The sequence below is a fragment of the Cellulomonas xylanilytica genome (genome assembly GCF_007989805.1).
In the GTDB taxonomy this organism is placed as follows: Bacteria; Actinomycetota; Actinomycetes; order Actinomycetales; family Cellulomonadaceae; genus Cellulomonas; species Cellulomonas xylanilytica.
Window position 1 is genome coordinate 338,130 of the sequence record NZ_BJUB01000003.1, and the last position, 15,616, is coordinate 353,745.

Annotated in this window: 13 protein-coding genes; 7 read left to right on the forward strand and 6 right to left on the reverse strand. The window is 73.9% G+C overall.

All coding sequences use genetic code 11. The features are described 5' to 3' along the window. Positions 1-71: 71 nt before the first annotated feature. Together CXY01_RS06900 and CXY01_RS06905 are read right to left on the reverse strand one after the other, a co-directional pair. Positions 72-692: a mycothiol-dependent nitroreductase Rv2466c family protein gene (locus tag CXY01_RS06900; RefSeq protein WP_146926395.1), complete on the reverse strand. Its 621-nt coding sequence runs from the start codon at positions 690-692 to the stop codon at positions 72-74. A gap of 67 nt (positions 693-759) precedes the next feature. Continuing rightward, positions 760-2,304 carry a phytoene desaturase family protein gene (locus CXY01_RS06905; RefSeq protein ID WP_146926397.1) on the reverse strand — a complete coding sequence of 515 codons (1,545 nt, stop codon included), beginning with the start codon at positions 2,302-2,304 and terminating at the stop codon, positions 760-762. An 82-nt stretch (positions 2,305-2,386) separates the two neighbouring features. Here CXY01_RS06905 and pepN point away from each other — a divergent pair, with 82 nt between their 5' ends. Both pepN and CXY01_RS06915 read left to right on the forward strand, forming a co-directional pair. Further along, entirely contained in the window at positions 2,387-4,987 is a 2,601-nt protein-coding gene (pepN, locus tag CXY01_RS06910) for an aminopeptidase N (RefSeq protein WP_146926399.1), read from the forward strand. Between the two features lie 107 nt (positions 4,988-5,094). Next, on the forward strand, positions 5,095-5,595 hold the full coding sequence (locus tag CXY01_RS06915) for a hypothetical protein (RefSeq protein WP_146926400.1): 501 nt from the start codon (positions 5,095-5,097) through the stop codon (positions 5,593-5,595). A 29-nt stretch (positions 5,596-5,624) separates the two neighbouring features. On the opposite strand, the gene CXY01_RS06920 is transcribed toward CXY01_RS06915, so the two are convergent. Both CXY01_RS06920 and malQ read right to left on the reverse strand, forming a co-directional pair. Continuing rightward, entirely contained in the window at positions 5,625-6,176 is a 552-nt protein-coding gene (locus CXY01_RS06920) for a P-loop NTPase family protein (protein ID WP_146926401.1), read from the reverse strand. Further along, on the reverse strand, positions 6,173-8,311 hold the full coding sequence (malQ, locus tag CXY01_RS06925) for a 4-alpha-glucanotransferase (protein WP_246125116.1): 2,139 nt from the start codon (positions 8,309-8,311) through the stop codon (positions 6,173-6,175). Before malQ ends, CXY01_RS06920 begins: the two co-directional genes overlap by 4 nt. Before the next feature lie 100 nt (positions 8,312-8,411). On the opposite strand from malQ, the gene CXY01_RS06930 reads away from it, so the two are divergent. Together CXY01_RS06930 and CXY01_RS06935 are read left to right on the forward strand one after the other, a co-directional pair. Continuing rightward, positions 8,412-10,553 (forward strand): prolyl oligopeptidase family serine peptidase, encoded by a 2,142-nt coding sequence (locus CXY01_RS06930; RefSeq protein WP_146926404.1) that lies wholly within the window; start codon positions 8,412-8,414, stop codon positions 10,551-10,553. Then, positions 10,550-11,671: a mechanosensitive ion channel family protein gene (locus CXY01_RS06935; protein ID WP_146926406.1), complete on the forward strand. Its 1,122-nt coding sequence runs from the start codon at positions 10,550-10,552 to the stop codon at positions 11,669-11,671. Before CXY01_RS06930 ends, CXY01_RS06935 begins: the two co-directional genes overlap by 4 nt. Here the strand turns inward: CXY01_RS06935 and CXY01_RS06940 are convergent. Beyond that, entirely contained in the window at positions 11,668-12,129 is a 462-nt protein-coding gene (locus CXY01_RS06940) for a PTS sugar transporter subunit IIA (RefSeq protein ID WP_146926409.1), read from the reverse strand. The genes CXY01_RS06935 and CXY01_RS06940 overlap by 4 nt on opposite strands. Positions 12,130-12,157: 28 nt before the next feature. Then, positions 12,158-12,388, reverse strand: a complete 231-nt coding sequence (locus CXY01_RS06945) for a PTS sugar transporter subunit IIB (RefSeq protein ID WP_146926410.1) — start codon at positions 12,386-12,388, stop codon at positions 12,158-12,160. 222 nt (positions 12,389-12,610) lie between these two features. On the opposite strand from CXY01_RS06945, the gene ptsP reads away from it, so the two are divergent. From ptsP to CXY01_RS06960, 3 genes are all read left to right on the forward strand, one after another. After that, the gene (gene ptsP / locus CXY01_RS06950) at positions 12,611-14,263 is read left to right on the forward strand and encodes a phosphoenolpyruvate--protein phosphotransferase (RefSeq protein WP_281285296.1); all 1,653 of its coding nucleotides are present in this window, start codon (positions 12,611-12,613) and stop codon (positions 14,261-14,263) included. Positions 14,264-14,284: 21 nt separating this feature from the next. Then, complete coding sequence (locus CXY01_RS06955) at positions 14,285-14,668, forward strand: globin (protein ID WP_146926414.1); 384 nt, start codon at positions 14,285-14,287, stop codon at positions 14,666-14,668. 69 nt (positions 14,669-14,737) lie between these two features. Then, on the forward strand, positions 14,738-15,607 hold the full coding sequence (locus CXY01_RS06960; protein WP_146926417.1) for an acyl-CoA thioesterase: 870 nt from the start codon (positions 14,738-14,740) through the stop codon (positions 15,605-15,607). Positions 15,608-15,616 lie beyond the last annotated feature (9 nt).

Consider the following 15,616-nt stretch of genomic DNA (forward strand, 5'->3'; position numbering starts at 1 on the left):
CGGGACGATCCGGACAGGCCACTCGCCTGGTCAGGTGCCCAGGACGACGCGCCGGTCGCCGGCTCCGGCGCTCAGAACGACGGGCCCGCGGTCCGCGAGCGCTTGAGCTCGTAGAAGCCGGGGACGCTGGTCACGAGGGCCAGGCCGTCGAACAGGCGACCGGCGGCCTCGCCGGTGGGCGCCGGCGTCATGACCGGACCGAAGAAGCCGACGCCGTCGATGGCGACCACCGGGGTGCCGACGTCGTCGCCGACGAGCGCGATGCCCTCGGCGTGCGACTCACGCAGGAGCGCGTCGACCTCGTCGGTGCCGGCGACGGCGGCGAGCTCGGCCGGCAGGCCGACCTCGGCGAGCGACTCGGCGATGATCGCGTCCGTGTCCGTGCGCCCACCGGGGTGGCGACGCGTGCCCATGGCGTCGTACAGCGGCTTGATGACCTGCTCGCCGTGGTCGCGGGCGGCGGCGACGATGACGCGCACGGGACCCCACGCCTCGTCCATGAGGTCGCGGTACCGCTGCGGCAGGTCGTCGTTCTTCTCGTTCAGCACGGACAGGCTCATGACGTGCCAGCGGACGTCCACGTCGCGGATCGTGGAGACCTCGTCCATCCAGCGGGACGTCATCCACGCCCACGGACAGGCCGGGTCGAACCAGAAGTCGACGACGGGGCGGGCGGTGGGCGTGCTCGTCACAAGGTCCTCCAGAGGTGTCGGTGCCTGGCGCAACCGTCCGCGCGCACCGCCGTATTCCCGCAGGTGGTCAGGCCACACCCAGCACGGACAGCGCGGCCGCCCGGCCGGGGATGCCGCTGACTCCCCCGCCGCGGCGTGCCCCGGCACCGGCGATCAGCACGCGCGGGTCCGCCGTCTCGACGCCCCAGGCACCCACCTCGTCGTCGCGCTCCGCCCACGGCCACGCGAGGTCGCGGTGGAAGATGTGCCCTCCGGGCAGGCCGACGTCGGCCTCGAGGTCGACCGGGCTGCGCACCTCGAGGCACGGGGCCCCGGTCGCGTCGCGCGCGAGGCAGTCCTCCAGGGGTTCTGCCAGGACGCTGTCGATCGAGCGCAGCGTCGCCGCGAGCGCACGCTCGCGGGCGCCGTCCGGGTCCGCCGCGAACAGCCGCGCCGGCATGTGCAGGCCGAAGGCGGTCAGCGTGTGGTGGCCGGTCGCGCGCAGGCCGGCGCCGAGGATCGAGTCGTCCGTGAGCGAGTGGCAGTACGTCTCGACCGGCGGCACGTCGGGGATCCGGCCGGCGGCGGCCTGCCGGTAGGCCGCCTCGAGCTCGGTCGCGGACTCGTGCACGTGGAACGTCCCGGCGAACGCGACCCGCGGGTCGACCCCCGAGCGCAGCCGCGGCAGGCGCGTGAGGAGCATGTTGAGCTTCAGCTGCGACCCTTCGGGGGCCGGGCCGGGCTCCCGTCCCAGCAGGCGGTCGAGCACGGCCGGCGCGCACGCCGCCAGCACGTGCCGCGCACCCACCCGGTGCTGCGTCCCGTCGGCGTCGGTCCACGTCACCTCCGCCGGCGTCGTGGCGCTGCCGGGGTCGACCGCGGTGACGTCGGCCGAGGTGACCAGCTCGGCGCCACCCGCCCGGGCGGCTCCCTCGAGCGCACCCGCCACCGCCCCCATGCCTCCGACCGGCACGTCCCAGTCCCCGGTCCCGCCGCCGATCACGTGGTACAGGAAGCACCGGTTGGCGCGGCCGCCGGGCTCGTGCGTGCCCGCGAACGTGCCGATGAGGGCGTCGGTGAGGACCACCCCGCGGACCAGGTCGGAGCCGAAGGTCGTGTCGACCACCTCGCCGACCGGCCGCTCGACCAGGTCCCGCCAGTCGTCCTGGCCCACCAGCCGGCGCGCGTCGGCCCGCGCCAGGAGCGGTTCGGTCACGGTCGGCCACAGCCGCGCCGCGAGCGCACCGGTGCGGGCGCCGAACGCGCCCCACGCGGCGACGTCGCCACCGGCTCCGACCGAGGCGAACGAGGCGGCGGTCGCGGCGTCGTCGGCCGTGTCCACGAGCAGGCCACCGTCACCCGCCGGGGTGTAGGAGGAGATCCGCCGGCGACGCAGCTCGAGCCTCAGCCCCAGCTCGTCGCGGACCTGCCGCGGCATCAGCGAGACGAGGTAGGAGTACCGCGACACGTTCGCGTCGACCCCGGGGAACGCCCGCGCCGACTGCGTCGCGCCACCCACGTGATCGGCCCGTTCGAGCAGGAGGACGGTGCGCCCCGCGCGGGCCAGGTAGGCCGCCGCGGTCAGCCCGTTGTGGCCTCCGCCGACGATGACGGCGTCGTAGGTCGTGTCCACAGGCCGACCCTAGGCGCCCAGGGCTGCGTGCGATGATCGACCCGGCCAAGAGCCACCCGATCGCGTCCCGAGGAGTACCTGCGTGCCTGGAGAGAACCTCACCCGTGCAGAGGCGCGCGAGCGCGCCGCCGTCGTCGCCACCGAGTCCTACGACGTCACCCTGGACCTCACAGGCGGTCCCACGACGTTCGGCTCGCGCACCGTGGTGCGGTTCACGGCGACCCCGGGTGCCTCGACGTTCATCGACCTCATCGCGCCGACCGTGCACGAGGTCACCCTCAACGGGCGGCCGCTCGACGTCGCCGACGTCGTCGGGGACGCGCGCATCCGGCTCGACGACCTCGCCGCGAGCAACGAGCTCGTCGTCGTCGCCGACGCCGCCTACATGAACACCGGTGAGGGCCTGCACCGCTTCGTCGACCCGGTCGACGACGAGGTCTACCTGTACTCCCAGTTCGAGGTCGCCGACTCCCGGCGCGTGTTCGCCGTGTTCGAGCAGCCCGACCTCAAGGCCACGTTCACCTTCACGGTCACGGCACCGGCGCACTGGACCGTCGTGTCCAACTACCCGCAGGTGGGCATGCCCGTGGTCGTCGAGGGCGGCGTCAACCGCAACGGCGGCGTCGACAAGGGCACCGCGACCTGGACGTTCGAGACGACGCCGCGCATCGCGTCGTACATCACCGCGGTCATCGCCGGTCCCTACCACGCGGAGCACCGCGAGCTCACGAGCCAGGACGGCCGGACCATCCCGCTGGGCGTCTACTGCCGCGGCTCGCTGGCCGAGCACCTCGACACCGACAACATCGTCGACCTCACCCGTGCCGGGTTCGACTTCTACGAGCGCGCGTTCGGCGTCCCGTACCCGTTCACCAAGTACGACCAGCTGTTCGTCCCGGAGTTCAACGCGGGCGCCATGGAGAACGCCGGCGCGGTGACCTTCCTCGAGTCCTACGTGTTCCGGTCCAAGGTCCCCGAGGCCACCATCGAGCGCCGCGCGGTGACGATCCTGCACGAGCTGGCGCACATGTGGTTCGGCGACCTGGTGACCATGCGCTGGTGGGACGACCTGTGGCTGAACGAGTCGTTCGCGGAGTACATGTCGACGCTCGCCACCGCGGAGGCCACCCGCTGGACCAGCGCGTGGACCACGTTCTCCTCCCTGGAGAAGAGCTGGGCCTACCGCCAGGACCAGCTGCCGTCCACCCACCCGATCGTGGCGGACATGCGGGACCTGGAGGACGTCGAGGTCAACTTCGACGGCATCACCTACGCCAAGGGCGCGAGCGTGCTCAAGCAGCTCGTGTCGTGGGTGGGGCAGGACGAGTTCTTCGCCGGCGTCCGCTCGTACTTCGCCAAGCACGCGTGGGGCAACACCGAGCTGCGCGACTTCCTCACCGAGCTGGAGACCACCAGCGGCCGCGACCTGTCCGCCTGGTCCGCCCTCTGGCTGGAGAAGGCGGGCGTCACGCTGCTGCGGCCGGAGATCACGGTGGACGACGCCGGGGTCATCACCTCGTTCGCGGTCCTCCAGGAGGTGCCCGACGAGCACCCCGTCCAGCGTCCGCACCGCCTCGCGATCGGCGGCTACGACCTCGACGCCGCCACCGGGCGCCTGGTGCGGACCGCGCACGTGGAGCTCGACATCGACGGCCCGCGCACCGAGGTGCCGCAGCTGGTCGGCGTGCGGCGGCCTGCGCTCGTCCTGGTCAACGACGACGACCTGGCCTACGCCAAGGTCCGCCTCGACGACCGGTCGCTGGCCGCCTCGATCGAGCACCTGGGCAAGTTCGACGACTCGCTGCCCCGCACGCTCGTGTGGACCGCTGCCTGGGACGCCACGCGCGACGGCGAGACCCCGGCCCGGGACTTCGTCGACCTGGTGCTGAACAACATCGCGCACGAGACCGACTCGTCGGTCGTGCTCGTCCTGCTGCGCCAGCTGTCCACCGCGCTCGACCTGTACGTGGCGCCCGAGCACCGGACCGCCACCGAGGTCGCCGCCGCCGACCGGCTGCTCGAGCTCGCCCGCTCGGCGCCCGCCGGCTCGGACACGCAGCTGCAGCTGGTGAAGTCCTTCGCCGGGCGGGCCGCGACCACCGGGCAGCTCGACGCGGTGCGGGACCTGCTGGACGGTCAGGCGACGCTCGAGGGCCTCTCGATCGACACCGACCTGCGCTGGGAGCTGCTCACCTCGCTGGTGACGGGTGGCCGTGCCGGCGACCCCGACATCGCCGCCCAGCTCGCCGCGGACCCGACCGCGACCGGTCAGCGCGCCGCAGCCGCCGCCCGCGCCGCGGTGCCGACGGCGGCCGCCAAGGCGACCGCGTGGGCCTCCGTGGTCGACCAGGACGGGCTGCCGAACGCGATCCAGGCCGCGACGATCGCCGGGTTCGGCCGCGTGCACGACCGCGCGCTGCTGGTCCCGTTCGTCGAGCCCTACTTCGCGGGGCTGGAGAAGGTCTGGGCGGACAAGACCAGCGAGATGGCGCAGAACATCGTCGTCGGCCTGTACCCGACCGAGCTCGTCGACGACACGTCGGTCGACGTCCTCGGCGCGACCGACGCCTGGCTCGCCGCCCACCCGGACACGCCCTCCGCGCTGCGCCGACTGGTGCTGGAGTCGCGCGACGGCGTCCGCCGGGCGCTGGCCGCCCAGGAGGCCGACCGCCGCCGCGCCTGACCGGCAGACCGGCCGGCCCGCACCCTTGAGCGGGCCGGCTCGTCGTCGGGCTCGCGCTGCCGCGAACCGGCCACAGGGAGGCGCGTCGCTCCCTAGGGTCAGCGCCTATGGGTTCCTACACCGAGGTCGTCCTGCAGCTCACGTTCCTGCCGAACACCCCCGAGCACGTGCTCGCGGCATTCTCCGCACTCGCCACGTCCCTGCCGGACGATGCCCCTCCTCTGCCTGCGCCCCACCAGGTCGACGAGACGGTCGACTGGGAGCCGACGGACGAGGTGAGCGACCCTCTGAGCGACCCGCAGCCGTGGCTGCACGACTGGTCCGCATGGCTGAGCAGCTCGATGACGGTGTCCACGACGCCGCACGCACAGCTGACCTGGTCACGGACCCAGAGGTGGGTGCTCAGCTGCCGGTGGGGGATCAAGTCGTGGCCCGAGTCGATCCTGCCCGCCCTGCAGTGGCTGGGGCCCCACCTCGAGGGATTCGACCAGCGGCCCATCGTCCTGGGGTACATGCAGTACGGGGGTGACGCGCGGCCCGCCCTCGTGTGGTTGTACCGCGGACGGATCACCCTCGAGCTGCTCACACCGGAGGACGAGAGGATGTGACGCACGCCCGCGCCCGTCCGCGGTCTGCGTCAGCGCCGCCCGGGCGGCAGCGCGTCGAGCCAGCGGTTCGCCTCGCGCGGGCTGCGCAGGCGGACGACCGGGATCGGCGACTCGGCGGAGAGGGTCGCGTACCGGGCACGGACGCGCGCGTGGGACGTCCACGACCAGAGGACGACGTTCTGGTCCGGGTCCGGGTTCAGCACATTGCGCAGGTCCTCGCGGTTGCCGTGCCACAGCTCGGTGCGCAGCAGGCCGCGACGCAGGGTCCGGCGGACCACCCTCGACGTCACGGTCCGGCGCGGGTAGTCGAGCCAGACGAAGGCGTCGGCGTCGAGGAGCAACCCGTCGGTGCCCACGGACCAGTTGCCGTCGGTCACCCAGCCCTGGTCGGCCGACGAGACGAACGCGCCGATCAGCGCACGCGCCTCGTCCAGGTCCCGCTTGGTCCAGCCGGCGTCCCAGAACACCTCGTCCAGCTCGAGGTGCGGCACGCCGAGCCGGGCGGCGAGCCTGCGGGCGAACGTCGTCTTCCCGGAGCCGGAGGTCCCGACGACCCGGACGCGGCGGAGCTGCCCGGTCACCGTCCGCTGTTGAGGACGGCCGCGAGCGAGCGCAGGCGCTGGTTGGTGAACAGGTCCTCCACGAGCACGACGCGGCCGGAGCTGTCCGCCAGCGGAACCTTCCAGTTCGGGTACTCCTGGTCGGTGCCCGGCTGGTTCTGCGCGCGCCGCTCCCCGACCGCGTCGGCCAGCGAGACGCCGACCAGCACCGACGGGGTCGCCATCACGTAGCGGTGCATCGCCTCGACGATCTCGCGCTCCGACGGGTCGTTGCCGACGAGGCCACGGTCGCGCAGGACGCCGAGCATCTGGTCGCGCTCCGACAGTGCCGCCGCACGGACCACGGCGACGGGTTCGGTGAGCAGGCCGAGCCGCTCCCGGATGGCCACGTGCTCCCCCGCCAGGTACCCCGCCGTCGGCGGCAGGTCGTGCGTCGTCACCGTGGCGAGCACCAGCGGCCGGTAGTGCTCGGGCGCCAGCGGGGCGCCGTGCATGTCGCGCTCGAACCACAGCACCGAGGTGCCGAGGATGCCGCGCTCGGACAGATAGTCCCGCACCCACGGCTCGACGACGCCGAGGTCCTCCCCGATGACGACGGCGCCGGCGCGGTGCGCCTCGAGCGCCAGGATGCCGACGAGCGCCTCGTGGTCGTACCGGACGTAGGCACCGTCAGCCGAGTCGGCACCCTCGGGGATCCACCACAGCCGGAACAGCCCGATGACGTGGTCGATGCGGATCGCACCCGCGTGCCGGAGGACGGTGCGCAGCATGTCCCGGTACGGCTTGTACGCGGCGCGGGCCAGGGCGTCCGGACGCCACGGGGGCTGCGACCAGTTCTGCCCCTGCTGGTTGTACATGTCCGGCGGAGCGCCCACGGTGGCGCCCCGGGCGAGCACGTCGCCGAGCGCCCAGACGTCCGCTCCCTGCGGGTGCACGCCGACGGCGAGGTCGTGCATGATCCCGAGCGCCATGCCGCCGTCGAGGGCCGCCCGCTGGGCGTGCGCGAGCTGCTCGTCGGCCACCCACTGCAGCCACAGGTGGAACTCGACGCGCTCGGCCAGCTCGACGCGGAGCTCGGCCACCAGCGCGGACGACGGGTCGAGCGCGGCGGCGGGCCAGTGCGTCGCGTCGGCGTACTTCTCGGCAAGCGCGCACCACAGGGCGAACGTCTCCAGCCCGGTGCCCTCCTGCTCGACGAACGCGTCGAACGCCGCCTGCCGGGCGGCCGACCGGGGTGCGGCGAAGACGACCTCGAGCGCGGCGCGCTTGGCCGTCCAGGCGGCGTCGCGGTCGATGGGGCCGGCGTCGTCGTCGGTGGCCAGCACCGGCTCGGACGCCCACTCCACGAGCGTGCGGTCCGCCGACGACAGGTAGCCTGCCTCGCGGACGTCCTCGACGCGGATGTAGAGCGGGTTCACGAACCGGCGCGTGGTCGGCAGGTAGGGCGACGGCGTGAGCGGGACGGTCGGCTCCGCTGCGTGCAGCGGGTTGATCAGGAGGAAGTCGGCGTCGAGCTCGCGCCCGGCGAGCCAGCCGATCTCGGCGAGGTCCGCCAGGTCCCCGACCCCCCACGACGCCCGCGACCGCACCGAGTACAGCTGCGCCATGAGACCCCATGCCCGGTGGTCGCGCAGCGCGTCGGGAAGCTCCAGCCGGGACGGCGTCACGACGAGCGGGCTGTGCGCGCTGGCGCTCGGTCCCTCGGCGACGATCTCGTGCCACCCCAGGGGGAGGTCCGTCGGCAGCGTGAACGTGGCGCGCCCGACCAGGCGGCCATCGACCGTCCGGGGCTCCACGGGCACGTCGGCCTGGGAGACCTCGCGACGACCGCCACCGACCTCGGGGTCGAGCTCGATCCACACCTCGACGGGGTCCTCGTGCGTCACGTGCACCGGCACGTGCGCCTGTCGACCCTCCCGGACCACCAGCACGGGCGGCAGCACCCGACGCCACGGCATGTCCTCGACGTGCGCGATGGCGAGGTCGACACGCTCCGGGGAGGACGCGTCGACGCCCAGCGCGCGGAGCACCCCCTGCAGCGTGGCGGCCGACGCACGGCGGTTCTGCCCGTGGAAGTCCCAGTGGTCAGGGACCACGTTGTAGGCCCCCGCAAGGCGCAGGAGGGCGTCGGACGCGGTTCCCGGGTCGTCTGCCACAGACCGATCCTGCCAGAGCACCACGCCCGTACGCAGGACGGACGCACCCGGTTGCGTCACTCGCGCGCCCTCGTCGCCACCCGTCGTAGCCTTGCGGACCATGACCGCACCTGCTCTGCGCACGTACCCGACCGCGCCTCGCACCGACCTCGTCGAGGATCTGCACGGGCACCGCGTCGCCGACCCGTACCGCGGGCTGGAGGACGCCGGGTCCGACGAGACGGAGGCGTGGTCGTCCGCGCAGGACGCCCTGTACGCGCAGTACCGCGAGTCGCTCGGCACGGCCGGTCCCTTCGCCACCGACGTCCTGACCGCCCGGCTGGGCGACCTGCTCGGCGCCGGCTTCGTCAGCCCGCCCGCGTGGCGCGGCCGGCGCCGGTTCTTCTCGCGCCGCGTCGGTGACCAGGAGCACGCGGTCGTCGTCGTGGTGGACGGCGACAGCGAACGCGTCCTGCTCGACCCGATCGTGATCGATCCCGCCGGCACGACGACGCTCGACGCGTGGCAGCCCTCCAAGGAGGGGCACCTGGTGGCGTACCAGGTGTCGTCCGGCGGTACCGAGGAGAGCGTGCTGCACGTCCTCGACGTGGCGACCGGTGAGCTGGTCGACGGGCCGATCGACCGGGCGCGCTACTCCCCCGTGGCGTGGCTGCCGGGCGGCGAGGCGTTCTACTACGTGCGCCGCCTGCCCCCGGAGGTGCTGCCGCAGGACGAGGCGCAGTACCACCGCCGCATCTGGCTGCACCGCCTGGGCACGCCGGCCACCGACGACGTCGAGGTGTTCGGCGCGGGCCTGGACCACACGAACTACTACGGCGTGTCGGTCTCGCGTGACGGACGCTGGCTGATCGTCTCCGCGTCGGCGGGGACCGCGCCCCGCACCGACGTGTGGATCGCGGACCTCACCGCGTCGGGCCTGGAGGAGCCCTCGTTCGTCGAGGTCGCCGTGGGGCTGGACGCCGAGACCGGCGCGTGGGTGGCGCGGGACGGCCGGCTCTACGTCCACACGAACCTGGACGCCCCGCGGGGCCGGATCGCGGTCACGGACCCGACCGCACCGGGCGTCGAGCACTGGTCCACCCTCCTGGCCGAGGACCCGACGGCCGTCCTCGAGGACATCGCGTTCATCGACGGTGGCGGCGCGGACACGACGCCGACGCTCCTGCTGGCGTCCTGGCGCCGGCACGCCGTGTCCGAGGTGACCGCGCACGACCCCCGCACGGGCGAGCGCAGGCCCGACGCCGTCGCGCTGCCCGGCCTCGGCTCGATCTCCGGCCTGGCCACGCACCCCGACGGTGGCCCTGAGGTCTGGTTCTCCTACGCCGACCACACGACGCCGACCAGCGTGCACCGGTTCGACGCGCGCACGGGAAGCACGACCCTGTGGGCAGCGCCTCCGGGGCTCGTCGCCGACCTGCCCGACGTCCGCGCGCAGCAGATCGAGGTCACGAGCCTCGACGGGACGACGGTGCGGGCGTTCGTCGTCGCACGCACCGACGCGCTCGACGCCGCGGGCCGTCCCCTCGCCACGGCACCGACGATCCTCTACGGCTACGGCGGGTTCCAGATCTCGCTCGACCCGGCGTTCTCCGCGACCACGCTCGCGTGGGTCGAGGCGGGCGGGGTGTACGTCGTCGCCAACCTGCGCGGCGGCGGCGAGGAGGGCGAGCAGTGGCACCGCGCGGGCATGCGCGCGAACAAGCAGAACGTGTTCGACGACTTCCACGCCGTCGGTGACCACCTCGTGGCGCAGGGTTGGACCACGCCGGCGCAGCTGGCCTGCTGGGGCGGCTCCAACGGCGGTCTCCTGGTGGGGGCTGCCCTGACGCAGCGCCCCGACCTGTTCGCGGCGGTCGTGTGCTCGGCCCCGCTGCTCGACATGGTCCGGTACCAGCGGTTCGGCCTCGGCGTGACGTGGACCGAGGAGTACGGCGACGCCGACGACCCCACCGAGCTCGGGTGGCTGCTCGGGTACTCGCCGTACCACCGCGTGGTCGCGGGCACCGAGTACCCGGCCACGCTGTTCACGGTGTTCGAGGGCGACACCCGCGTCGACCCGCTGCACGCCCGCAAGCTCGCGGCGGCCCTGCAGGCGGCCACCGCCGGGCCTCAGCCGGTGCTGGTCAGGCGCGAGCGTGGGGTCGGCCACGGTGGGCGGGCACTGTCCCGGAGCATCGCGCTGACCGTGGAGCAGCTGCAGTTCGTCGCCGACCGCACGGGTCTGGCGGGAGGGGACGCGTGAGGACGACCTCGACGCCCGGACCGTCCTCGACGACGACCATCCTGGACCGGGAGGTCCCCCCGCCGAGCACGTGGTGGGACTGGTTCGTCGGCCTGCCCCTGCGGATCATCCTCATCGTCGCGATCAGCAGCATCGTGCTGTTCCTGCTCCGGCGCTCCATCCGCACCATCACCAACCACGTCGCCGAGGGAACCCCGTTCCTCGACCGCGGCATCCTGCGGCCGATCGGCGAGTCGGAGGTCGGCAGCGTCCTGGCGAAGGCGAACCCGCTGTCGAGCGCCCGTCGCGCGCAGCGGGCGCGCACGATCGGGTCGGTGCTGCGCTCGACGTCGACGATCGTGGTCGGGGGGATCGCGTTCTTCCTGATCCTCGCGGAGCTGGGCGTCAACCTCGCACCCTTCATCGCGTCCGCCGGCGTCATCGGCGTCGCGCTCGGCTTCGGTGCGCAGAGCCTGGTCAAGGACTTCCTCACCGGCCTCTTCATGCTGCTGGAGGACCAGTACGGGGTCGGTGACGTGGTCGACGTGGGCCCGGCGAACGGCACCGTCGAGGCGGTCACCCTGCGGATCACGAAGATCCGCGACTCGGACGGCACCCTCTGGTACGTCCCGAACGGCACGATGCTGCGCGTCGGCAACAAGACGCAGGGCTGGGCCACCGCGGTCGTCGAGATCGACGTCGACTACTTCGCGGACCTGGACCAGGTCCGTGGGCTGCTGGCGCAGGCCGCGTCGCGCGTGGTGAAGGACCCGGTGGTGGGCGCGCACGTCCTCGGCGAGCCGACCATCACCGGCATCGAGCGGCTCAGCGCCGACGCGGTGACGCTGCGCCTGAAGGTCAAGACGTCCCCGGCCATGCAGTGGGAGGTGGCCCGCGAGCTGCGGACCGCGACCCGTGAGGTGCTCGAGCGGGCGGACGTGCCGCTGGCCGGCCAGCGCGACCTCATGGCGACGCACCGGGCGGCGCTCGCCCCCCAGGACGACGAGCCCGAGCCGACCCCGCGCGACCCCCGCAGCACCCCGCTCGACGACGTCGTGAGCAACCGCGACGCCCGCGTGTCGGCGTCCCGGGACGAGCCGGTGCCGACGGAGGAGCCGCCCCCTCCCGTCGAGCGCTAGGCCCAGTCGAGCAGCGGGGTCCCGGCCTCGACGGTGTCGCCGTCGGCCACCAGGACCGTCAGCAGGTCCGGGTCGGCCTGGAGCGCGACGACGGGGCAGATGGTCGCCAGCCCGGCGGCGGACACGTCGACCGGGGACCACGTCACCAGCCGGTCCCCCGCGCGCACGGTCTGGCCGCCCTCGACGTGCAGCGTGAACCCCTGGCCGGCGAGCCCGACCGTGTCGATGCCGAGGTGGACCAGGATCGTGCGTCCCTCGCCGAGCTCGAGCGCGAAGGCGTGCGGGTGGAGCGCGCCGACCACCCCGTCGGCGGGTGCGAGCACCGTCTGGTGCTGGACGTGCTGCGGTTCCAGGGCGAGACCAGGGCCGACCATGCCCTCGGCGAACACGGGGTCCGGGACGGCCGACACCGGCCGGACGACCCCGGTCAGCGGGCTGAGCAGCCGCAGGGTGGTCATCGGTCGCACCCCGCGCCGCGGCGGCCGGTCAGCGCAGGCTGTCGAGCTCGGCGGCGAGGTTGTCCGCCTCGGGGCCGACGATCACCTGGACGATGCGTCCCGAGCGCACCACGCCGAACGCACCGCTGGCCTTCAGGGCGACCTCGTCGACCAGGTGGGCGTCGGTCACCTCGACGCGCAGCCGAGTGATGCACGGCTCGAGGTCGACGACGTTCGTGTCGCCGCCCAGCGCTGCGAGGATCTGCTCTGCCTTGCTCAATGGAACTCCCCAGCTCACTCGGCGCCGATCTGCGCCCGGGTGCAAGCCTAACCCTGAGACACCGCTCACACTTCGCGGTGGCGGCGTGCCGGCGGGCGACCGGCTGGCGTGCACGGACGTCGAGGGACCACACTGCCGTCAGGTCGACGAGGAGGTCCCGCCAAGGTGAGCCCGACGAGTGCAGCGCACGCGCCATCCCCCACGGTCATCACCGGCATCGGGGTGAGCCCAGGCCGCGTCGTCGCGCCCGCGGTGCTCATGCCGGACCCCGTCGCCGAGCCGCCCTCGGGTCGACGGCTCCCGCCCGGCACCGACTACGCGGCGGTCTCGAAGCGGATCGGCGCCGCCTCCGAGGTGGTCCGCGCCGCGCTCGACGCCGCGGCCGACCGCGCCCAGGGTGAGAGCGCCGACCTCCTGCACGCCACCGCGGCCATCGCCGCGGACCCCACGCTCGTGGCCGACGCCGAGCAGCGGGTGGTGGAGGACCGGCTGGTGCCGGAGCGCGCCGTCTGGGAGGCCGCCGAGGCGGTGTCGGCGCAGTTCGAGGAGCTGGGCGGCTACTTCGCCGAGCGCACGCGGGACATCGCCGACGTCCGCGACCGGCTCGTCGCGGAGCTCACCGGCCGTCCCGCGCCGGGCGTGCCCGCGCACGAGGCGCCGTTCGTGCTGGTGGCGGCGGACCTGGCGCCGGCGATCGTCGCGACCCTGGACACCCAGCGCGTGCTCGCGATCGTCACGGGCACCGGCGGGCCCACGTCGCACACCGCGATCCTCGCGCGCGCACGCGGCATCCCCACGGTCGTGGCCGCCCGGGGTGCCGAGGCGGCCGTCCTGGCCGAGGGCCTCGTGCTCGTCGACGGGTCGGCGGGGACGGTGACGATCGACCCGACCGAGGACCAGGTGCAGGCCGCGCTCGCGCTCGCCGCGCAGGTCCGCACGTTCGACGGCCACGGGCACACCGCGGACGGCCACCACGTCGAGCTTCTGGCCAACGTGGGCGACCCCGCCGACGCGGCACCGGCCGCCGCCGCGGGTGCGGAGGGCGTCGGGCTGTTCCGCACCGAGTTCGGGTTCCTCGACCGCGACGAGGCGCCGACCGTCGACGAGCAGGTCACCGCGTACCGCCGCGTGCTGGCCGCGTTCCCCGGCCGCAAGGTGGTGGTCCGGACCCTGGACGCCGGCGCGGACAAGCCCCTGCCGTTCCTCGCGGGGGACGCCGAGGTCAACCCCGCGCTCGGGGTCCGCGGCCTGCGCACCGCCACCCGGCACCCGCAGGTGCTCCTGGACCAGCTCACCGCGATCGCCCGGGCTGCCGCCGCCGAGACCGCCGAGGTCTGGGTGATGGCCCCGATGGTCTCGACCGTCGACGAGGCGCAGAGCTTCGTCGCGGCCTGCGCCGCGCACGGCCTGCCCGTCGCGGGCGTCATGATCGAGGTGCCCAGCGCGGCGCTGCTGTCCGGGCCGATCCTCGCGCACGCGGCCTTCGCGAGCATCGGCACCAACGACCTCACGCAGTACGCGATGGCGGCCGACCGGCTGCTCGGCGCCGTCGCGGAGCTGTCCGACCCGTGGCAGCCCGCGGTGCTGCACCTCGTCGCGGCGGCGTGCAACGGCGGCGCCCAGCAGGGCCGGCCGGTCGGCGTCTGCGGTGAGGCCGCCGCCAGCCCCGCTCTCGCGGCGGTCCTCGTCGGGCTCGGCGTCTCCTCCCTGTCCATGACCCCGCGCGCGCTGCCCGACGTCGCCGCGCTGCTGGCGGCGACCCCGCTGGACGAGTGCCGGCGCCTCGCGCAGCTGGCGCTCGCCGCGTCCAGCGCCGCCGACGCCCGAGCCGTCGTGCGGGCCGGGCTGCCCGTGCTGGAGGAGCTCGGGCTCTGACGCGCGTGTGAGGATGGCCGCGTGAGATCCGACTCCTTCTACGAGGCGATCGGCGGGCACGACACGTTCGTCCGGCTGGTCGACGAGTTCTACCGCGGCGTCGCCGACGACCCGGTGCTGCGGCCCATGTACCCGGAGCAGGACCTCGGCCCGGCGGCCGAGCGGCTGACCCTGTTCCTCGAGCAGTACTGGGGCGGCCCGACCACCTACTCCGACGAGCGCGGGCACCCGCGGCTCCGCATGCGGCACGCGCCGTTCAAGGTGAACCCCGACGCGCGCGACCGTTGGCTGCTGCACATGCGCGCCGCCGTCGACAGCCTCGACCTCGCTCCCCTGCACCGTGCGCAGCTCTGGGACTACCTGGAGCGCGCGGCGTACTCGATGCTCAACACGTTCGACGACTGAGCCCCTGCGACCGACGTCACGCCGCGCGGAGCCGTCGGCACCGGGGGCTGTCGTGAGACGCTGCCGTCCATGACGACCGAGCCCGACCCGACCGCCACCGTGCTCGACATCCTCCGGCTCGAGGACGACCCCGCCACCCCGGACCTGTTCACCGGGCGGAGCCTGCCGCAGCCGCGCGGGCGCGTGTTCGGCGGCCAGGTGCTCGCGCAGGCGCTCCTCGCTGCGGGCCGCACCGTCCCGGACTCGCGTCTGCCGCACTCCCTGCACGGCTACTTCCTGCGTGCCGGCGACGTGCGCGAACCCATCGCGTTCGCCGTCGAGCGACTGCGTGACGGCCGGTCGTTCAGCGCCCGCCGCACCCACGCGCTGCAGGGCGGCGAGGCGATCCTGTCCATGATCGCGTCCTTCCAGGAGGACCAGCCCGGGCTCGACTACGCCGACGCGATGCCGACCGGGATCCCGGGCCCGGACGAGGTGCGGTCCGCGCACGACCTGCTCAGCGGGATCGACCACCCGGTGGCCAAGTTCTGGACGCAGGAGGCCGCCTTCGACGTGCGGCACGTCGGCGGTGCGATCTACCTCGACCCGCCGGTGGAGCCCGTCGGCCAGCAGGCGGTGTGGTTCCGGTCGCGCGGTCCGGTGCCCGACGACCAGCTCCTGCACCGGGCGCTGCTCGCGTACGCGTGCGACCAGGTGATGCTCGAGCCGATCCTGCGCCGCGCCGGCAGGTCATGGCGGACGCAGGGTCTGTCGATCGCGAGCCTCGACCACGCGATGTGGTGGCACCGCGACGTGCGGGTCGACGACTGGCTGCTGTACGTCCAGTCGACGCCGAGCGCGCAGGGCGGTCGCGGTCTGGGAGCCGCCCGGGTGTTCACCCAGGACGGGACGCTCGTCGCCTCGGTCGCGCAGGAGGGCATGGTCCGCTTCCCGGACTGACGCACGCAC